At 66.3% G+C, this 19328-nt stretch carries 16 protein-coding genes; 7 read left to right on the forward strand and 9 right to left on the reverse strand.

The window, feature by feature from the left end:
- The first annotated feature begins 15 nt into the window (after window positions 1-15).
- From AC1DP9_RS00320 to AC1DP9_RS00335, 4 genes are all read left to right on the forward strand, one after another.
- Entirely contained in the window at window positions 16-606 is a 591-nt protein-coding gene (locus tag AC1DP9_RS00320) for a superoxide dismutase family protein (RefSeq protein ID WP_441590692.1), read from the forward strand.
- Window positions 607-714: 108 nt separating this feature from the next.
- Window positions 715-1548 (forward strand): formate dehydrogenase accessory sulfurtransferase FdhD, encoded by an 834-nt coding sequence (locus AC1DP9_RS00325; protein ID WP_092290671.1) that lies wholly within the window; start codon window positions 715-717, stop codon window positions 1546-1548.
- Window positions 1549-1664: 116 nt separating this feature from the next.
- Complete coding sequence (gene dcd / locus AC1DP9_RS00330; RefSeq protein ID WP_092290905.1) at window positions 1665-2231, forward strand: dCTP deaminase; 567 nt, start codon at window positions 1665-1667, stop codon at window positions 2229-2231.
- A gap of 136 nt (window positions 2232-2367) precedes the next feature.
- Window positions 2368-4632, forward strand: a complete 2265-nt coding sequence (locus AC1DP9_RS00335) for an Orn/Lys/Arg family decarboxylase (RefSeq protein ID WP_441645494.1) — start codon at window positions 2368-2370, stop codon at window positions 4630-4632.
- Window positions 4633-4762: 130 nt separating this feature from the next.
- Here AC1DP9_RS00335 and AC1DP9_RS00340 read toward each other — a convergent pair whose 3' ends face one another.
- From AC1DP9_RS00340 to AC1DP9_RS00375, 8 genes are all read right to left on the reverse strand, one after another.
- Window positions 4763-5254 (reverse strand): hypothetical protein, encoded by a 492-nt coding sequence (locus AC1DP9_RS00340; RefSeq protein ID WP_477106301.1) that lies wholly within the window; start codon window positions 5252-5254, stop codon window positions 4763-4765.
- 55 nt (window positions 5255-5309) lie between these two features.
- A complete protein-coding gene (locus tag AC1DP9_RS00345) occupies window positions 5310-5768 on the reverse strand; it encodes a hypothetical protein (RefSeq protein WP_477106302.1) in 459 nt (152 codons plus the stop codon).
- Between the two features lie 137 nt (window positions 5769-5905).
- Entirely contained in the window at window positions 5906-6562 is a 657-nt protein-coding gene (locus AC1DP9_RS00350; protein ID WP_477106303.1) for a PAAR domain-containing protein, read from the reverse strand.
- Window positions 6563-6727: 165 nt separating this feature from the next.
- Window positions 6728-8446 carry a TRAP transporter large permease gene (locus AC1DP9_RS00355; RefSeq protein ID WP_477106304.1) on the reverse strand — a complete coding sequence of 573 codons (1719 nt, stop codon included), beginning with the start codon at window positions 8444-8446 and terminating at the stop codon, window positions 6728-6730.
- Between the two features lie 12 nt (window positions 8447-8458).
- Window positions 8459-9058: a TRAP transporter small permease subunit gene (locus AC1DP9_RS00360; protein ID WP_477106305.1), complete on the reverse strand. Its 600-nt coding sequence runs from the start codon at window positions 9056-9058 to the stop codon at window positions 8459-8461.
- A 276-nt stretch (window positions 9059-9334) separates the two neighbouring features.
- Entirely contained in the window at window positions 9335-10750 is a 1416-nt protein-coding gene (argH, locus tag AC1DP9_RS00365) for an argininosuccinate lyase (protein ID WP_477106306.1), read from the reverse strand.
- 119 nt (window positions 10751-10869) lie between these two features.
- Window positions 10870-11604, reverse strand: coding sequence for an anti-sigma factor (locus AC1DP9_RS00370; RefSeq protein WP_477106307.1), 735 nt, complete (start codon window positions 11602-11604; stop codon window positions 10870-10872).
- Window positions 11601-12224, reverse strand: coding sequence for a sigma-70 family RNA polymerase sigma factor (locus AC1DP9_RS00375; RefSeq protein WP_369823375.1), 624 nt, complete (start codon window positions 12222-12224; stop codon window positions 11601-11603). The genes AC1DP9_RS00370 and AC1DP9_RS00375 overlap by 4 nt, the downstream gene beginning before the upstream one ends.
- Window positions 12225-12419: 195 nt before the next feature.
- Between AC1DP9_RS00375 and AC1DP9_RS00380 the strand changes: the two genes are divergently transcribed.
- On the forward strand, window positions 12420-13028 hold the full coding sequence (locus AC1DP9_RS00380; protein ID WP_477106308.1) for a ferritin-like domain-containing protein: 609 nt from the start codon (window positions 12420-12422) through the stop codon (window positions 13026-13028).
- 25 nt (window positions 13029-13053) lie between these two features.
- Here the strand turns inward: AC1DP9_RS00380 and ppc are convergent, their stop codons facing one another.
- A complete protein-coding gene (gene ppc / locus AC1DP9_RS00385; RefSeq protein ID WP_477106309.1) occupies window positions 13054-16080 on the reverse strand; it encodes a phosphoenolpyruvate carboxylase in 3027 nt (1008 codons plus the stop codon).
- A 133-nt stretch (window positions 16081-16213) separates the two neighbouring features.
- Between ppc and hemC the strand changes: the two genes are divergently transcribed.
- The gene (hemC, locus tag AC1DP9_RS00390; RefSeq protein ID WP_477106310.1) at window positions 16214-17209 is read left to right on the forward strand and encodes a hydroxymethylbilane synthase; all 996 of its coding nucleotides are present in this window, start codon (window positions 16214-16216) and stop codon (window positions 17207-17209) included.
- Window positions 17210-17219: 10 nt separating this feature from the next.
- A complete protein-coding gene (gene hemDX / locus AC1DP9_RS00395; RefSeq protein ID WP_477106311.1) occupies window positions 17220-19328 on the forward strand; it encodes a fused uroporphyrinogen-III synthase HemD/membrane protein HemX in 2109 nt (702 codons plus the stop codon).

Raw genomic sequence — 19328 nt, forward strand, 5'->3', positions numbered from 1 at the left:
AGAGGAGGGTTTGGCATGAAACGTGTACTTTGCGGTTTGGCAGTGGGCACCGCCGTGGCAGTGATGGCGGGTTGCGGAACCTCGGGCACCAGCAGCGATGCGGCCAGCGCCAGCGCGGCCCCGGCTGCCGCGCCGGCGGCGGCACGGGTCGCCGTGGGCGCCAAGGCGGCGGCACCGTTGCAGTCCAAGAGCGGCACCAATACCGCGGGCCGCGTCACCTTCGACCAGCAGGCGGCCGGCGTGATGGTGGTGGTGGCGGTCACTGGCCTGCCTCCGGGCACCTCGCATGGCTTCCATGTCCACGAGAAGGGCGATTGCTCGGCCCCTGACGCGATGAGCGCCGGCGGCCATTTCAACCCCGCCGGCAAACCGCACGGCCAGATGACCATGCCCGAGCACCATGCCGGCGACATGAACAACCTGACCGCCGACGCCAGCGGCAACGCGCGCGTACAGTTCCTGATGCCGGACGTCACCGTCGGCCCGGGCCCGAACAGCGTGATCGGCAAGGCCGTGATCGTCCACAAGGACCCGGACGACTATCGCACCCAGCCGACCGGCAACGCTGGCGGCCGGATCGCGTGTGGCGTGGTCGCCGCATCCTGAGTATCGATAGTTTTTGGCTATAAACGGTAGTTCCGCAGTAACAAAACGCCCCTGAAACCGGCCCGATGGCGCCCCCGCCACGGGCCGGCACCTTCCCGCCCTCGCCCCATGCCCCTGCGCCCCGAGTTGACCCATGCCGCCGTCCCGCTGATCGAGGAGGTGGAGGTCGTTGACGAACAGGGCCGCGTGCGCCCGGCCTGGCTGCCGGGCGAGCGGCCGCTGACGGTCTACCTCGACAAGCGCGAACTGGTGACCCTGATGACGCTGGGCGGCGCGCCCGAGCACCTGGTGCTGGGCTACCTGCGCAACCAGCGGCTGGTGGACGACATCGAGGACATCGCCGCGATCCAGGTGGACTGGGAGACCGAATCGGCTGCCGTGACCACCCGCACCGGCGTGGACCGCATCGAGGAACGCACCGCGCGCCGCGTGGTGACCACGGGATGCGGGCAGGGCACGGTGTTCGGCTCGCTGCTGGACGAGGTCGACAACATCCGCCTGCCCGGGGATGCCACGCTGACCCAGGAAACCCTCTACGCAATCATCGACACCATCCGCCTGCAGCAGTCGGTCTACAAGCAGGCCGGCTCGGTGCACGGCTGCGCGCTGTTCAGGGGCAGCGAGCTGCTGATGTTCGTGGAGGACGTGGGCCGGCACAACGCCGTGGACGCCATCGCCGGCCGGATGTGGCTGGAAGACATGACTGGCGAGGACAAGGTTTTCTACACCACGGGCCGGCTGACCTCCGAGATGGTGATCAAGGGCGCGCAGATGGGCATTCCGTTCCTGCTGTCGCGCTCCGGGGTGACCCAGATGGGCTACCAGATGGCCCAGCGGGTCAACCTGAGCCTGTTCGCGCGCTGCACCGGCAAGCATTTCCTGTTGTATACCGGGCGGGAGCGGTTCCGCCACAGCCAGCCCGAGGCGGCCGCGCCGGCCTGAAGGCGCGCCGGGGGGCCGCCGGAGGCGGTTCGCAGGCGGATTGGTTGTACAATGCGCCCCATTCCAGCGGCACCGGCTCGGCCGGGCGCCGCCCATCGTCCATTCCGCCAGCCAATATGAGCATCAAATCCGACAAGTGGATCCGCCGCATGGCGGAACAGCACGCCATGATCGAGCCGTTCGCGCCCGGCCAGGTACGGGAGGAGGACGGCCGCAAGATCGTCTCCTACGGCACTTCGAGCTACGGCTACGATATCCGCTGCGCGGACGAGTTCAAGATCTTCACCAATATCAACAGCACCATCGTCGACCCGAAGAACTTCGACGAGAAGTCCTTCGTGGACTTCAAGGGCGATGTCTGCATCATCCCGCCGAACTCGTTCGCGCTGGCCCGCACGATGGAGTACTTCCGCATTCCGCGCAGCGTGCTGACCATCTGCCTGGGCAAGAGCACGTACGCGCGCTGCGGCATCATCGTCAACGTGACCCCGTTCGAGCCCGAGTGGGAAGGTTACGTGACGCTGGAGTTCTCGAACACCACTCCGCTGCCCGCCAAGATCTACGCCGGCGAGGGCTGCGCCCAGGTGCTGTTCTTCGAGAGCGACGAAATCTGCGAGACCTCGTACGCCGACCGCGGCGGCAAGTACCAGGGCCAGCACGGTGTCACACTGCCGAAGACCTGACCGCATTACAATGCCGGCGTCCGGACCGACGGCCGCCCAATTCTGACGAAAGAGCCACATGACGCCGCCCGGGGGGAGCCTTCCGGCGGCCATGTGGCTCAAGTCTTTCCAAAGCCTTCTCATCAAGGATCGACCGATGAAATTCCGCTTCCCCGTCATCATCATCGACGAAGACTTCCGCTCCGAGAACATTTCCGGCTCGGGCATCCGCGCGCTGGCAGAGGCCATCGAGCGCGAAGGCATGGAAGTGATGGGCTTGACCAGCTACGGCGACCTGACCTCGTTCGCCCAGCAGTCCAGCCGGGCATCGTCGTTCATTGTCTCGATCGACGACGACGAGTTCGTGCGCGCCGATGACCAGCCCGAAGCCGCCGCCATCGAGAAGCTGCGCGCCTTCGTGAACGAAGTGCGCCGCCGCAATTCGGACCTGCCGATCTTCCTGTATGGCGAGACGCGCACCTCGCGCCATATCCCCAACGACATCCTGCGCGAGCTGCACGGCTTCATCCACATGTTCGAGGACACGCCCGAGTTCGTGGCGCGTCACATCATCCGCGAAGCCCGCGTCTACCTTGACACCCTGGCGCCGCCGTTCTTCAAGGCCCTGATTGCCTACGCGCAGGACAGCTCGTACTCGTGGCACTGCCCGGGCCACTCGGGCGGCGTGGCGTTCCTGAAGAGCCCGGTGGGGCAGGTATTCCACCAGTTCTTCGGCGAGAACATGCTGCGCGCCGACGTCTGCAATGCCGTGGACGAGCTGGGCCAGCTGCTGGACCACACCGGCCCGGTGGCGGCATCCGAGCGCAACGCCGCGCGGATCTTCAACTCGGACCACATGTACTTCGTGACCAACGGCACGTCGACCTCGAACAAGATGGTCTGGCATGCCAACGTGGCGCCGGGGGACATCGTGGTGGTGGACCGCAACTGCCACAAGTCGATCCTGCACGCGATCATGATGACCGGCGCGATTCCGGTGTTCCTGATGCCGACGCGCAACCACTACGGCATCATCGGCCCGATCCCGAAGAGCGAGTTCGACCCGGAGACGATCCGCCGCAAGATCGCCAACCACCCGTTCGCCAGCAAGGCCAAGAACCAGAAGCCGCGCATCCTGACGATCACCCAGGGCACCTACGACGGCGTGCTGTACAACGCCGAGCAGATCAAGGAGATGCTGGCGAGCGAGATCGACACGCTGCACTTCGACGAAGCCTGGCTGCCGCACGCCGCCTTCCACGACTTCTACCGCAACATGCACGCGATCGGCCGTGACCGCCCGCGCAGCAAGGACGCGCTGGTGTTCGCCACGCAGTCCACCCACAAGCTGCTGGCCGGGTTGTCGCAGGCGTCCCAGATCCTCGTGCAGGACTCCGAGACCCGCAAGCTGGACCGATACCGGTTCAACGAGGCCTACCTCATGCATACCTCGACGAGCCCGCAGTACTCGATCATCGCCTCGTGCGATGTGGCGGCGGCGATGATGGAAGCCCCGGGCGGCACCGCGCTGGTCGAGGAAAGCATCCAGGAAGCGATGGACTTCCGCCGCGCCATGCGCAAGGTGGAGGGCGACTACGAGGCCGGCAACAACGGCGACTGGTGGTTCAAGGTCTGGGGCCCGGACGCGCTGATCGAAGACGGCATCGGCGACCGCGAGGCGTGGATGCTGCAGGCCAACGAGCGCTGGCATGGCTTTGGCGACCTGGCCGACGGCTTCAACCTGCTCGACCCGATCAAGGCCACCCTGATCACCCCGGGCCTGGACGTGGACGGCGAGTTCAGCGAGCGCGGCATCCCGGCCGCCATCGTCACCAAGTACCTGGCCGAGCACGGCATCATCATCGAGAAGACGGGCCTGTACTCGTTCTTCATCATGTTCACCATCGGCATCACCAAGGGCCGCTGGAACTCGCTCGTCACCGAATTGCAACAGTTCAAGGACGATTACGACCAGAACCAGCCGCTCTGGCGCGTGCTGCCGGAGTTCGTCGGCAAGTACCCGCAGTACGAGCGCATGGGCCTGCGCGACCTTTGCGATGCGATCCACAGCGTCTACAAGGCCAACGACGTGGCGCGCGTGACGACGGAGATGTACCTGTCGGACATGGAGCCGGCGATGAAGCCGTCCGACGCCTGGGCGATGATGGCCCATCGCGAGATCGAGCGCGTTCCCGTGGACGAACTGGAAGGCCGCGTCACCGCCATCCTGCTGACGCCGTACCCCCCGGGCATTCCACTGCTGATCCCGGGTGAGCGCTTCAACCGGACCATCGTCCAATACCTGAAGTTCGCACGCGAGTTCAACAAGCTGTTCCCGGGATTTGAAACCGACATCCACGGTCTGGTGGAAGATGAGGTGGACGGACAGAAGGCTTATTTTGTGGACTGCGTGAAGCAGTAAGCCGGGCCTCACTCGAACCAAGAAAAACGCCTCGCGGTTGCGAGGCGTTTTTTTGTTGGCGTCCGTATCACTTCACTTAAGCTTACTTCGGTAGAAATTCAAGGTCATAAAGCGTCGCTTTTATGTGGATTCATTGTGGCGCAGGGCAGCTCTTGATGGCGGCCTGAAAGGCCTTGTCGTAGTCCACGTAGGTTTCGGGGTCGTAGGGTTCGATGGACAAGGTAAAGCCGTCAGATTCGCCGTAATGGCTGAGGGATTGACGAACCCACACGCCCCATGATCGGCCAGCGTGTTCTGCTATCAGATCGAACATGTGGGCACTCAAGTCGCTGTTATCGTTGAGTCCGGAATAGAGATAGCGCAGGTGCCTATACCAGTGGGGAACGCTCGTAATGGCCGCCAGCGCCTCCTTGGCGGGTTGTTCATCCGCTTTGCTTATGGGGGAATTCCATATCTTGAACTGCTTGGTGCGTTCCAGTTCGTCGAAAGGGACCGGAATCGGTTCTCGGCTGATCAACCGAGAATGGCCGCAGTGCAGCACCCATAGCCCCGTATTTACATAATCGTCGGCATAGATCACCACGCCGTTACCAAAATCGCTGTGATATTTGCTCGTCACCATCTTTACGCCACAGTATGCAGGAATCAACGAGGCGATTGCTGCGACCCAAACAATCTTACTTCGGTATAAATTCAAACAGGCCTCCCGGCACGGCAATGGGCGTATCGCCCGATACAACGGGGTAAGTCGCGCCAATGTTCTGGTAGGTAAAATCGTGCTTGCCGTTGAATTTCTCCCGCTCCTCATTCAGTTCGACCCACCTCTTGCACCATTCTTCGGCAGGCAAGGCGTTATCACTGGCCCTGCAGAGTTTCCCTAACTGACGTTCTTCGAACGTCCCCCAAGTGTTCTTGTAATCCGAGCGGCGAATATAGGCACGCACCTTCACTCGCAAATGGTTAGCCAGCAGTTGCGCCAGACTTTCATTGGTTTGCGGAAAGAATTGAACCCCTTCTTCGATGGGGTAGTCAGGGCGGTTGCCCATGCCGGTCCGGCAGGCATAGCTGTCGATCTGTGCGGAGCGGGAAAATGCCAACGGTGAAATTCGGTTGTAACTCAGCACGTCGAGGGACATTTGAAGGTCCCTGCCGAGCTGATAACCGAAAGCGATGCGTTGTGGCACGCCGTGACTGAACAAGGACAGGCGCTCGATCGGCGACTGCTTCCGGTCCTTGCCATGATTCAGATAGTGAATCAGCGCATCGGCGCTCGTTACGCGAACAAGAGCCGCCCATAGACATCGGCCGACTTCGCCGCAGCTTCTAGCATGGCTTCGCTATACGCCGGCGTGAACAACACCAGCGTCCTTGTCGATGCGGCCTTGTGGCGCCTGAATTCGGCCAGCTCGCGCACGGCCTGACCGATAAACATCATCTTGTTACCTGAACCCCGGTCGTGCTGGCTCCCGGCGACCGCGATCCATTCGGGCGTCGATGAAGCGGCGATATTCCCGGGGCGCATCAACAATGCTCCCGCCATCGCGGCACGCTGCTCCAGATGCGGATCGGCCAATAGCGCGGCCATCAACGATCGATTCACCAGCCCACCCGGGTGCACGGCGCCCATCTTGGCAAAGTCGACGACGACATAGCTTGCCGCACCGCCCCAAAGGAAGCCTCCAGCCGTATCGAAGCTGCCGGAGGTGATGGTCCCGCCGTGAGTGGTCGGGCTGCCCGAATAGGCCAAGGGCATATTGCCGACTGTGATAGACGGAAAGCCTGCAGTCAGCACTGCACCGCAGGCGCAGGCGTCGCCAACGCGCGCGGCGCCAAAATGATTGACGTTGGTATCGGCGGATGCGGACGTTATGGCTGAAGTGCCATGAATTGGGCAGAGATGCATATCGCCCAGTCGAGCGACAGGAAGCATGCATGTTTCCTTGTTGGCAGTTCGACGGAGAGCATCGACACTACCGAATCAACGCATGCGCGCTATTGCTCTCGCTCAACTTGCCCTGCATCAAAAACAAAAACCCCACACTCCGAAAAGTGTGGGGTTCGTCAGTACTCTGGGGGGCGCTTCAGCCGCGCACCATTACTTCTTCTTCTCGAACTCGAACTGTGGCGCCGCCGGTTCGCTGTCCTGCGACGGCGTGGGCAGCTCCAGCTGCCCGCCGCCCGAGGCTGGTGCCGAGGCGCCCGGCGCCGCCGGCGTCGCGGGGGAGGGCGCCTTGGGCCGGCTCGTTTCCAGGTCGATACTCAGGTCACGCGTGATGCTGCGGTCCTGCTTGACCTCCGTACCGGTGCTGACCAGCCCCGGGAACATGATGATCAGTGCCACCATGACCAGCTGGATCACGACGAACGGCACCGCGCCCCAGTAGATATCGGTGGTCTTGACCTCGCGCGGCGCCACCGAGCGCAGGTAGAACAGCGAGAAGCCGAACGGCGGGTGCATGAACGAGGTCTGCATGTTCACCGCCAGCAGCACGCCGAACCAGATCAGGTCGATGCCGAGCTTGTCCGCCACCGGGCCCACCAGCGGCACCAAAATGAATGCCAGTTCGAAGAAGTCCAGGAAGAACGCCAGCAGGAAGAACAGCACGTTCACGGCGATCAGGAAGCCGGTCTGGCCGCCCGGCAGCGCCGTCAGCAGATGCTCCACCCAGAGGTGGCCGTCCACGCCGTAGAAGGTCAGCGAGAACACCCGGGCGCCGATCAGGATGAAGATCACGAACGCCGACAGCTTCAGCGTGGACTCCATCGCCTGCTTGGTCAGCCCCAGGTTCAGCCGCCGCTTGATCAGCGCCAGCACCAGCGCGCCGAGTGCGCCCATGCCGCCGCCCTCGGTGGGGGTGGCAATGCCGAGGAAGATCGTGCCGAGCACCAGGAAGATCAGTGCGAGTGGTGGAATCAGCACAAATGTGACTTTTTCCGCCATGTGCGACAGCAGCTTCAGGTTCAGCGCCTTGTTGATCACCGCCACCACGAAGGCGAACAGGATGGCCGCGCCCACCGAGAGCACGAGGCGCTCGTCGAGCGGCGCCTCCGGCTTGTAGAGCTTGTCGACGGCCACGCCCACGGCGATGGACAGCACGGTCAGCACCAGGACCGAGCGCGAGCCGGTCGCACCGCTTTCCTCACGGAAGGTGCGCGCCTCGATCGGCAGCGCCGGCGCGGCGGCCGGGCGGATCAGGGTCACCAGCAGCACGTAGAGCATGTACATGCCGGTCAGCACCAGGCCGGGCACGAATGCGCCCTTGTACATGTCGCCCACCGAGCGGCCGAGCTGGTCGGCCAGTACGATCAGCACCAGCGACGGCGGGATGATCTGCGCCAGCGTGCCGGACGCCGCAATCACGCCCGAGGCCAGCCGCTTGTCGTACTTGTACTTCAGCATCAGCGGCAGCGAGATCAGCCCCATCGAAATCACCGATGCCGCCACCACGCCCGTGGTGGCCGCCAGCAGCGCCCCGACGAAGATCACCGCATAGGCCAGCCCGCCCCGGATCGGCCCGAACAGCTGGCCGATGGTATCGAGCAGGTCTTCCGCCATCCCGGATCGCTCCAGGATCAGCCCCATGAAGGTAAAGAACGGGATGGCGAGCAGGGTGTCGTTCTCGATGATGCCGAACAGCCGGTTCGGCAGCGCCTGGAGCAGCGAGGGCGGCAGCATGCCCAGCTCGATGCCGACAAAGGCGAACAACAGCCCGTTGGCGGCCAGTGCGAAGGCAATCGGGAACCCCGACAACAGGAATACGACCAGACTGGCGAACATGATCGGCGCCATGTTCGCGGCAAGGAAATGCGTCATCGTGGCGACCTCTTATTGTTTTTCCGACCGGCCGGGCGATGCGGCCTGCGCGATCGCGGCGATTTCCTCGGCCGGATCGAGCGCGTGCTTGCGGAACGCCGAGAACGGCAGCAGGCCCTTCAGGTAGGCGATGCGCTTGATCAACTCGGAAATCCCTTGCAGGATCATCAGGAAGAAGCCCGCCACGATCAGGAACTTGGCCGGCCAGCGGATCAGGCCGCCGGCGTTGCCCGACATCTCATGCCCGGCATAGGACAGCCAGAAGTAGGGAATCGCGAGCCAGAGGATGATGCAGCAGATGGGCAGCAGGAAGAACAGCACGCCGAAGATGTCGATCCAGACCTGCTTGCGCTCGGACAGGTGGCCCGCCACCACGTCGATGCGCACATGCTCGTCGCGGCGCAGGGTGTAGGGTGCCCCGAGCAGGAAGACCCCCGCGAACAGGTACCACTGCATTTCGAGCCAGGCGTTGGAACTGATGCTGAAGCTGTAGCGAATGATGGCGTTTCCGGCGCAGATCAGCACTGCAAGCAGGACCAGCCATTTCGCCCACTGCCCGATGAAATCGTTCACGGCATCGATAAGCCGCGAGATTTTCATGAGGAAAGACATGTGATCGTCCTAATGGGTACTAAGGGGCTACTGACGGGGGATACAGGGGTGGCGCGTTAGTCTACGTCTTCCGATGCACGGCTTCGCTAGGGTGAATCCCCAGTTCGTCACATTTTTGCCGCGATTTGAGGCAGAAGGCGTTGCGCGAATCACCAAAATGGTGTGCGAGGGGCCTGCGGGAGGGAGTAAGAGAGGAAGGGAGGGGTTGGGGCGGCAGGACAGCCGCCCCGGGTGCTACGTATTTCGGCGAATTTCGGGCGGTCCGGGGCGGACCGTTCAGCCTTGCAGCGCGGCGCGGGCAGCCTTGATGGCGGCGCGCACCTGGGCGGGCGCGGTGCCGCCGATGTGATCGCGGGCGGCCACGGAGCCTTCCAGCGTCAGCACGGCGTGCACGTCGTCACCGATCAGGCTCGACTTGTCGCCCAGGCCGGAGACCTCGCGCAGCTCGGCCACGGTGAGGTCGGCCAGGTCGCAGCGGCGGTCGTCGCAGGCGCGCACGGCGTGGGCCACGGCCTCGTGGGCGTCACGGAACGGCAGGCCGCGCTTGACCAGATAGTCGGCCAGGTCGGTGGCCGTGGCGTAGCCCTGCAGCGCGGCGGCGCGCATGGCCTCCGGCTTCACGGTGATGCCCGGCACCATGTCGGCAAAGATGCGCAGCGTGTCCACCACGGTGTCCACCGTGTCGAACAGCGGTTCCTTGTCTTCCTGGTTGTCCTTGTTGTACGCGAGCGGCTGGCCCTTCATCAGCGTCAGCAGGCCGATCAGGTGGCCGTTCACGCGGCCGGTCTTGCCACGGGCGAGTTCGGGCACGTCCGGGTTCTTCTTCTGCGGCATGATCGAGCTGCCCGTGCAGAAGCGGTCGGCGATGTCGATGAAGCCGACGCGCGGGCTCATCCACAGCACCAGTTCTTCGGAAAAACGCGAGACGTGCGTCATCACCAGCGCGGCGGCGGCACAGAATTCGATCGCGAAGTCGCGGTCGGAGACGGCGTCGAGCGAATTGCGGCAAACGCCGTCGAAACCAAGCTGGGACGCCACGAACTCACGGTCGATCGGGTAGCTGGTGCCGGCCAGCGCGGCGGCGCCCAGCGGCAGGCGGTTGACGCGTTTTCGGCAATCGACCATGCGCTCGGCGTCGCGCGTGAACATTTCCACATAGGCCAGCAGATGGTGGCCGAAGGTGACCGGCTGGGCCACCTGGAGGTGGGTGAAGCCGGGCAGGATGGTGTCGGCGTTCTGCTCGGCCAGGTCCAGCAGCGCGGCGCGCAGGGCGCCCAGCAGGCCGATGATGTTGTCGATCTCGCTGCGCAGCCACAGGCGGATGTCGGTGGCCACCTGGTCATTGCGCGAGCGGCCCGTGTGCAGGCGCTTGCCGGCGTCGCCGACCAGCGCGGTCAGGCGGGCCTCGATATTCAGGTGGACGTCCTCGAGGTCGAGCTTCCACTCGAACGCGCCGGACTCGATCTCGCCACGGATCTGCGTCATGCCACGCTCGATCTCGGCGCGGTCCGCCTCGGCGATGATGCCTTGCTTGGCCAGCATGGCCGCATGGGCCAGCGACCCGGCGATGTCGAACAGCGCCAGGCGCTTGTCGAAGAAGACCGATGCGGTGTAGCGCTTCACCAGGTCGGACATCGGTTCGGAGAAGCGGGCGGACCAGGCTTCGCCTTTCTTGGCAAGTTGGGAGGTCATGGGCGAGGGGACAGTTGTTGCGCGCGCCGCGAACGGCGGCGGGCGCTGGCGAAATTCGGGAAACCGCGATTATATCGCCCCCGGGGACGGATTCCGCGCCCGTTGGACGTTACCTCGCCTCAAGCCGGCTGGGCGACCACCCGGCCCTGGAACACCACCGGCCCAGACGGCCCGTCCGGGCTGGGCGAGCCGCCCGGCGGCTCGATGCTGATGGCGAGCGCCGGCACGCTGTCCGGCGCGCGCTTCACTTCCAGCCGCACCTCGTGGCGCCGGCCGATCACCCCCAGCGACTGCGGCTTGCCGCCTTCCGGCAGGGCCCAGAGCTGGAGCACCTGCTGGTCGGCCAGCTTCAGGTGATCCAGGCGGCGCACGGTGACCGTGCTGGCGGGGGCATCCCAGAGCACAACCACGGCGGGCCGAGCCTGATCATCGTTCAGGATCGCCACGGCGGACATCGTCGGCGCCTGCTCGCGCTGGTTCACCAGCCATTGCGACACCCCCACGGCCATCAGCGCCAGCAAGGCCAGCGCCGCCGAGGCCATGCGCAGCAGCACCGGGGCGTCCTGGAAGGCCTGCCACCAGTGGCGCGGGGGCGGCGCCTTCAGCTTGAGCGGGGCGGCCTGCCAGCCCAGCCGTTGTTCGATGCCGCACCAGACCTTGTCGACTGGCTGGGCCGCCGGCTGCAACTCCGCCAGCCCGGTCAGGCGTGCCTGCCAGCGTTCGATGGCGGCGCGCACGGCGGTCTCCTCGTGCGCCAGCCGCTCCAGCCGGCGCCGCGCGCCGCCGCGCAGCACCCCCAGTGCATATTGGGCGGCCAGACGGTCGAGCAGGTCAGGATGGCCGGTGAGCCTCATGCCAGCCCCTCCAGACAGGTGCGCAGCCGCTCCAGCCCCCGCCGGATCCACGACTTGATGGTGCCGAGCGGCACCTGTAGCTGGGCCGCCAGTTCGGTGTGGCTCAGGTCGCGCAGATAGGCGAGGGCGATGGCCTGCCGCTGCGACGGTTCCAGCCGTTGCAGGCAGCGGGCCAGTGCCGCCGCGCGTTCGCTCGCCAGCGCGGCATCTGCGGGGCCAGCGCGGTCGTCGGGCAACCAGGCTTCCAGGTCGTCATCGGGCTGTGCCGGCTGGCCACCCCGCGCGGCGGCCTGCCGGCGCAGGCAGTCCAGCGCCCGGTTGCGCACGATGGCGGCCATCCAGGTCATGGGGGCCGCCACGTGGGGGCGATAGTCGCCGGCGTGATGCCAGATGCTGACAAAACTCTCCTGCACGACGTCCTCCGCCCAATCCCGCCTATTAGTAATACGCAGCGCCAGGCCAAACAGTTTCGTCACGGTGAGGTCATAGAGCGCGCGCAGCGCCGGGCGGTCGCCCAGGGCGATGTCCTGCAGCAGGCCCGCCAGCCGCGCGGCAGGGTCCGGCTGCGCCGCCGCTTCGGGAGGAGCAGGGTTTGCGTGGGCATCCGCGGAGGAGGGCAGGGAAGCAGGCACGGGGGCGGGGCTAGGGGCTCCGCCTGAGTATAGGAAGAATGGGCTGGAAAGGCTGGAAAGGCTGGAAAGGACGGAAAGTCGATGGACCGCATCGGCTGCATCCGTCTGGCGCGCTGCCGCGTATATGCGGACAGGTGCGCCAACCCGTGGCGCGCCTCCCCCCAAAAGGAACAGGAGACCGTCATGGCCACTCTGGAAGAACGTCCCGCCGCCGCATCGCACATCGTCACCCTGCCGGATGCCCGCCGGCGCAGCCTGCTGAAGGCCCCCGGGCTGTTTGCGCTCGGCTCGCTCGCGGTGTTTTCGCTGGGCGAATCGATGCCGGCCTGGGCGCAGACCCAGTCGGGCAGCACCCGCGATGACATCAACATCCTCAATGTCGCGCTCGGGCTGGAATACCAGGCCATTGCGGCCTATCAGGTGGGCGCGGAAAGCGGCTTGCTGCAGAAGCCGGTGCTGGACACCGCCGTGAAGTTCCAGGGCCATCACAAGGCCCACGCGCAGGTGCTGGCGGGTACCGTCAGCAAACTGGGCGGCACGCCGGTGACGGCGAAGAAGCCGGGGGACTACAACTTTCCCGCCGAACAACTCAAGACGCAGGCCGATGTGCTGCGCTTCGCGGCCGGGCTGGAGAAGGGCGCCACGGCGGCCTACCTCGGCGTATTGCCGAATTTCCACAACCGCGAACTGACCCGGGCCGCCGGCAGCATCCTCGGGGACGAGGCGATGCACTGGGCCGTGCTGCTGTCGGCGCTCGGCGAAGACCCCGTGCCCGGGGCCTTCGTCGGCTAGATGTCGATGTCGATGTCGATGTCGATCAGCCGCTGTTGCGCAGCCCGGCCGCCACGCCGTTGATGGTCAGGTGGATGCCGCGCCGCACGCGCACGTCGTCGCCGTCCTTGCCTGCCCGGTAGCGCTTGAGCAGTTCGACCTGCAAGTGGTTCAGCGGGTCCAGGTAGGCAAAGCGGTTCTTGATCGAGCGTGCCAGCAGCGGGTTGTCGGCCAGCCGCTCCTGGCGGCCGGTGATCAACGCGAGCATGTCGCTGGTCAGGTGCCACTCGGCGCTGATGCGCGCGAACACGCTCTTGCGCAGCGCGGCGTCCTCGCACAGTTGCGCGTAGCGGGAGGCCACCGCAAGGTCGGTCTTGGCCAGCACCATGTCCATGTTCGAGAGCAGCGTCGAGAAGAACGGCCAGCTCTTGACCATGCGGCGCAGCGTGGCCACCGTGGCCTTGCGCGATTTCTCGTCCGGCGCCTCATCGACCAGCGCCTTGACCGCGCTGCCGAAGCCGAACCAGCCCGGCAGCAGCAGCCGGCACTGGCCCCAGGAGAAGCCCCAGGGAATCGCGCGGAGATCCTCGATCTTGCGGTTCTTCTTGTCCATCAGCTTGCGCGACGCCGGCCGCGAACCCAGGTTCAGGTCGGCGATCTCGGTGATCGGCGTGGTGGCGAAGAAGTAGTCCTTGAAGCCCGGGGTCTCGTAGACCAGGTCGCGATAGGCGGTGAAGGCGCGGTCGGACAGCTGCTGCATCACGCCCTCGAACGATTCCAGGTCCTTCGGCGCATTCTGCGTGGGCAGCAGCGAGGCCTCGAGCGTGGCCGCTACCACGGTTTCCAGGTTGCGCCGGCCGATTTCGGCATTGGCGAACTTGCTGTTGATGATCTCGCCCTGCTCGGTCAGCCGGATCTGGCCGTTCACGGTGCCCGGGGGCTGCGACAGGATGGCCTGGTAGGTCGGGCCGCCCCCGCGCCCCACGGTGCCGCCCCGGCCATGGAACAGCCGCAGCTTCACGCGGCGCGCCTCGAACAGCTTCACCAGCGCCAGCTCGGCCTTGTACAGCTCCCAGTTCGACGTCAGGAAACCGCCGTCCTTGTTCGAATCCGAATAGCCGAGCATCACCTCCTGCTCCACGCCGTGATGGGCGATGACCGAGTCGAAGCCGGGCAGGTCCAGCAGCGACTGCATGATGCCGGCCGCGTTGCGCAAGTCCTCGATGGTTTCGAACAGCGGGATGACCATCAGCTCCATGCGCGCCGGATCGGTCTTGCTGCCGAGCGTGCCGCGCAGCATGCCGGACTCCTTCTGGAGCAGCATGACCTCGATCAGATCCGACAGCGTTTCGGTATGCGAAATGATGTAGTTGCGGGCCACGCGCTTGCCGTAGCGGGCGCGCAGGTCGCGCGCCATGGCGAAGATCGCCAGCTCGCTGCGCGTCTGCTCGGAATACTCGTGCCACGGCATGGTCAGCAGCCGCGGCTGGCGCAGTTCGGCCAGCAGCAGTTCGCGCTTGCGGGCCTCGGGCAGCGCGGCGTAGTCGCGCTCCACGCCGGCGGCGGCGAACAGTTCGGCGATCACGGCCTCGTGGACGTCGGACACCTGGCGCATATCCACCGAGGCCAGGTGGAAGCCGAAGATGGCGATGGCGCGCTGGAGCGCGTCGATGCGCGCCTGGGCCAGCGCCACGCCATGGTGGGTGCGCAGGGAATCCATCACGACCTGGACATCGGCCGCGAACGCCTCGGCATTGTCGTACGGGGCCACGTCGGCCACCGGGTGGCGCTGGGCCTCATGGCCGGTCAGCTTCTGCGAGGTGGCGGCCAGCCGCGCGTACATGCCGATCAGCGCCCGGCGGTACGGTTCGTCGGATCGATGGTCGGAATGGTCCGGCGAGGCATCGGCCAGCGCGATCAGTTCCGGGCTGACATCCACCATCAGCGACGACATCGACAACTCCGCGCCCAGCGCGTGCAGTTCGTCGAGATACCACGCCATGATCAGTTGCGATTGCTCGCGCGCGGCGTGCTGGAGTGTCTCGGCGGTCACATTCGGATTGCCGTCGCGGTCGCCGCCAATCCACGACCCCATCTGCAGGAACGGGGCGAGCGGTGCCGGCGCGGTGCCGGCCTTGCCCTTCTTGCTGGTCGGGAAGACGGCGGCGATGTCTTCCTCCATCTCGGCCATCAGGCGCGGAATGCCGTGCAGGAAGGTGGTGCGGTAATAGGAGAGGGCGTTCTCGATCTCGTCCACCACCATCAGCCGGTTGTTGCGCAGCATGCGGGTCTGCCACAGCGTGGTCACGCGGGCGCGCAGTTGCGCCGTGTTGTGGTCGCGCTCGCGGGCGGTCATCGGCAGGTCGCGCTCGGCCAGCAGGCGGGCGATTTCGCGCTCGGCGTCGAGAATGCTCTTGCGCTGCACCTCGGTCGGGTGGGCGGTCAGCACGGGCACGATCAGCGCTTCGTCGAGGAATTTGCGCAGCTGCTTGCCGGTAACGCCGGCGGCGTCGATGGCTTCCAGTGCGCGGGCCAGGCTGCCCGGCTGCGGCGGCGAGCCGGCCAGTGCGTGCACGCGGCGACGGCGGTTGTGGTGCTGGTCCTCGGCGATATTGGCCAGGTGCGAGAAATAGCTGAAGGCGCGCACCACCTGGTTGGTCTGGTCGCGCGACAGCCGCTTGAGCAGGCGGTCCAGCTCGGCGCCGGCGGCGCGGTCGTTCTCGCGGCGGAAGCGCACGGCGGTCTGGCGAATTGTCTCAACCAGATCGAACGCCGCCTCGCCTTCCTGTTCGCGCACGCAGTCGCCCAGCAGGCGGCCCAGGAAGCGGATGTCCTCGCGCAGCGGCAGGTCCTTGTCGGCGGTACGGCGCGCGGGGGAGGTCGCGGCGATGGCTGCATCGGCGACCGTCGCGCCATTGGTGGCCACCACGGCCAGCTTGGCACGGGCGGCGCGCGGCTTCGCGGGGGCGGCGGAAGTGCCTTCCGCTTCACGTGGTGCAGCGGTGGTCTTGGCGGACTTGCGGGCAGGGGTGGTACGGGTGCGGCCCGATGGGCGCGCGACGGGCTGGGTCATGCAGTCATCTCCTCTGTCTTTTATAAGGTGCCGGTCGCCTTGAAGGCGCCCTGGTCATGTCCGATACGCGGCGAAGCGATTTCGGGCGCATTCCGGGGCCTGAGGCCGCCGGGGTGCGTGCTAACATGCGCGCATGCAAGCACCTGCGTCTCCGTCTTCTTCGTCCGCTGCCGTATCCCGCAGCATGCCGCACAAGCTCGTGATCGCCTCGCGCGAAAGCCGGCTGGCGATGTGGCAGGCTGAACATGTACGTGCTGCGTTGCAACAATACTATCCCTCGTGCGATGTGTCCATTCTCGGCATGACGACAAGGGGTGATCAAATTCTCGACAAGTCCTTGTCCAAGGTAGGCGGCAAAGGGCTCTTCGTGAAAGAGCTGGAGGTGGCGATGGCCGAGGGCCGCGCCGACCTGGCCGTGCATTCGCTCAAGGATGTGCCGATGGAACTGCCCGCCGGCTTCACGCTCACGGCCGTGATGGAACGCGAAGACCCGCGCGATGCGCTGGTCTCGTCGCACTTCGCGTCGCTGGACGAGATGCCGCCCGGCACCGTGGTCGGCACGTCTAGCCTGCGCCGCGAAGCCGCGCTACGCACCCGCTATCCCCATCTGGTCATCAAGCCGCTGCGCGGCAACCTCGACACCCGCCTGCGCAAGCTGGACGCCGGTGAATTCGACGCGATCATCCTGGCTGCGGCCGGGTTGAAGCGGCTGGGCCTGGGCAAGCGCATCCGCGCGCTGATCGAGCCGGAGGCCTCGCTGCCGGCGGCCGGGCAGGGCGCACTGGGTATCGAGATCCGTTCCGATCGACCCGAACTCGCCGCATGGCTGGCGCCGCTGAACCATACGCCGACGCTGCTGGCGGTGTCGGCCGAGCGCGCCGTGTCGCGCCGGCTGGGCGGTAGCTGCCAGGTGCCGCTGGGCGCCCATGCCCGCTGGCGTGGCGATGCCCTGCAACTCGACGCCTTCGTGGCCCTGCCAGACGGCAGCCGCGACATACGCGCGCATGCGGCCCGGGCGGTGGACACGCTGGAGGCGGCCGAGCAGCTCGGCGCATCGGTGGCCGGCGACCTGCTGGCGCGCGGTGCCGATGACGTGCTGGCGGCGCTTGCCGCGGCGGGTCCGACCTGAGGCGCGCGCGATGCCCCGCCCGACCGTCGTAGTTACGCGACCTGCCGGGCAGTCCCGGCAACTGACCGAGGCGCTCCAGTCCGCTGGACTGGACGTGCTCGGCTTCCCATTGCTCGCCATTGGCCCGCCCGCCGACGACGCCGCGCTGCGCGCAGCGCTGGCCCGGCTCGCCGACTATGCGCTGGTGGTCTTCGTCAGCCCCAATGCGGTCTCGTTCGCGCTCGATGCGCTGGCGAACGTGCAGAACGCGCCGGCGCTGCCGCAATGGCCGGCCCAGGTGCCGGTGGCGGTGGTCGGGCCGTCGAGCGTGGCGGCGCTGGCCGAACGCGGCATTGCCGCGCCTGCCTATCGCGTGGTGGCCCCGGCCGGGGCGCATGGCAACGCGGAAATCCACAATGAACCGGCGCGCTTCGATTCCGAGGCGCTCTGGTCCGAACTCGACACTTCGCCCGGCGCGTTCTCGAACCAGCGCGTGCTGATCGTACGGGGGAACGGCGGGCGCGACTGGCTCGGCGATCGCCTGCGCGATGCCGGCGCCACCGTCGACGCCGTGGAGGCATACAGCCGCACACTGCCGGAGCCCACGTCCATGCAATGGCAGGCCGTGCGCGATAACCTGAAGCCGGGCGCGCCGCCCTGCGCGTGGCTGCTGACCAGTTCCGAAGCCGTGCGCAACCTCGACGCGCTGGCCCGGTTGCACCTGTCGCCGCAGGAACACGAGCGTCTGAAGCAGATGCAGTGCATTGCGCCGCATGCGAGAATTGCCGCGCAGGCGAACGCGCTGGGCTTCGCCCATGTGCTGCCCGCCGCGCCGGGCGACGCCGGCCTGCTGGCCGCCTGCACGCAGTGGGCCGATGCCCACGCGGGGCCGGCGGAGGCGCTGGTCCGCCCAGATTCATCCGACACCCCGGTGGTGGCCGTCGCTCCGACGCCAACCCCGCGCGCGCCGGTTCCAGATTCCCCGTCAACGAAGGTTGATCGCGTGACGCCAGACACTACGTCCTCCTCTTCTTCAGCCTCCGCAGCCGCTGCGGCATCGGCCCCGCCGCCGCATGTCGCGCCGCCTGCGGCTCCTGCCGCCAGTGCCCCCACCGCTGCGTTCGCACCGCGCCGCATGAACCCGTGGTGGATTGTCGCCGCCGTCATCGTGCTGGCCACCGCGGCCGGCTTCTGGTGGCTGCAACTGCGCGTGGAACATCTGACGCAGGAACTGGCGCGGCGCCAGCAGAACAACGACGCGCTGGTCCAGGAGACCCGGGTGCTGTCCCGCAACGCGCAGGAGACGGTCAAGGAACTCCAGGCCAAGGTCGGCGCGCTGGACGGCCAGGTGGTCGAGACCCGCGACAAGCAGGTGGCGCTCGAGCAGGTCTACCAGGACCTGATGCGCAACCGTGACGACTGGGAAATTGCCGAGATCCAGCAGTTGCTGACCAACGCCGGCCAGCAGCTCCAGCTCAGCGGCAACGTGCAAGTGGCGCTGGCCGCGCTGCAAAGCGCCGACGCGCGGCTCGCGCGGGCCGACAAGCCGCAGTACAACCAGCTGCGCCGGGCCTTGGCGCGCGACATCGCCCGCATGAAAGCCGTGCCGGATACGGACCTGACCGGTGCCGCGATCAAGCTCGATGAGTCGATCAACCAGATCGACGTGCTGCCGCTGCTGTCCGGCGAACGCATGCTCGACCGCACGCCCGGCGAGAACGGCAAGCCCGCCAGCGCGGCGCAAGCATCACAAAATATCCAGCCGACGCCCGAATCCGGCAACGCCTTCGTGCGGCTCTGGCACTACGTGCTGGCCGAGATGGGGCAGGTGATTCGCATCCGCAAGGTGGACGACGCCAACGCGTTGCTGCTCTCCGGCGACCAGGGCTGGTTCCTGCGCGAGAACGTGAAGCTGCGCCTGCTCAACGCGCGGCTGGCGCTGCTGTCGCGCAACGAGCCGGTGTTCCGCAATGACCTCGCCGCCGCCCAGGCGCTGATTTCGCGATATTTCGATACCCGCTCGCGCCGCGTGCAGGGCGTGCTGACCCTGCTCAAGCAGGCGCAGGCCAGCGCGGTCTCGGTCTCGCTGCCGACCATGGCCGAGAGCCTTGGCGCGCTGCGTGCCCTGAAGAAGGAGTAG

Source organism: Cupriavidus sp. 01L43 (assembly GCF_056399925.1).

Bases quoted from the DNA above. Each gene is read 5' to 3' on its own strand.
- AC1DP9_RS00320 (WP_441590692.1), top strand. From the start codon at position 16: ATGAAACGTGTACTTTGCGGTTTGGCAGTGGGCACCGCCGTGGCAGTG.
- AC1DP9_RS00325 (WP_092290671.1), top strand. From the start codon at position 715: ATGCCCCTGCGCCCCGAGTTGACCCATGCCGCCGTCCCGCTGATCGAG.
- dcd (WP_092290905.1), top strand. From the start codon at position 1,665: ATGAGCATCAAATCCGACAAGTGGATCCGCCGCATGGCGGAACAGCAC.
- AC1DP9_RS00335 (WP_441645494.1), top strand. From the start codon at position 2,368: ATGAAATTCCGCTTCCCCGTCATCATCATCGACGAAGACTTCCGCTCC.
- AC1DP9_RS00340 (WP_477106301.1), bottom strand. From the start codon at position 5,254: ATGGTGACGAGCAAATATCACAGCGATTTTGGTAACGGCGTGGTGATC.
- AC1DP9_RS00345 (WP_477106302.1), bottom strand. From the start codon at position 5,768: ATGTCCCTCGACGTGCTGAGTTACAACCGAATTTCACCGTTGGCATTT.
- AC1DP9_RS00350 (WP_477106303.1), bottom strand. From the start codon at position 6,562: ATGCTTCCTGTCGCTCGACTGGGCGATATGCATCTCTGCCCAATTCAT.
- AC1DP9_RS00355 (WP_477106304.1), bottom strand. From the start codon at position 8,446: ATGACGCATTTCCTTGCCGCGAACATGGCGCCGATCATGTTCGCCAGT.
- AC1DP9_RS00360 (WP_477106305.1), bottom strand. From the start codon at position 9,058: ATGTCTTTCCTCATGAAAATCTCGCGGCTTATCGATGCCGTGAACGAT.
- argH (WP_477106306.1), bottom strand. From the start codon at position 10,750: ATGACCTCCCAACTTGCCAAGAAAGGCGAAGCCTGGTCCGCCCGCTTC.
- AC1DP9_RS00370 (WP_477106307.1), bottom strand. From the start codon at position 11,604: ATGAGGCTCACCGGCCATCCTGACCTGCTCGACCGTCTGGCCGCCCAA.
- AC1DP9_RS00380 (WP_477106308.1), top strand. From the start codon at position 12,420: ATGGCCACTCTGGAAGAACGTCCCGCCGCCGCATCGCACATCGTCACC.
- ppc (WP_477106309.1), bottom strand. From the start codon at position 16,080: ATGACCCAGCCCGTCGCGCGCCCATCGGGCCGCACCCGTACCACCCCT.
- hemC (WP_477106310.1), top strand. From the start codon at position 16,214: ATGCAAGCACCTGCGTCTCCGTCTTCTTCGTCCGCTGCCGTATCCCGC.
- hemDX (WP_477106311.1), top strand. From the start codon at position 17,220: ATGCCCCGCCCGACCGTCGTAGTTACGCGACCTGCCGGGCAGTCCCGG.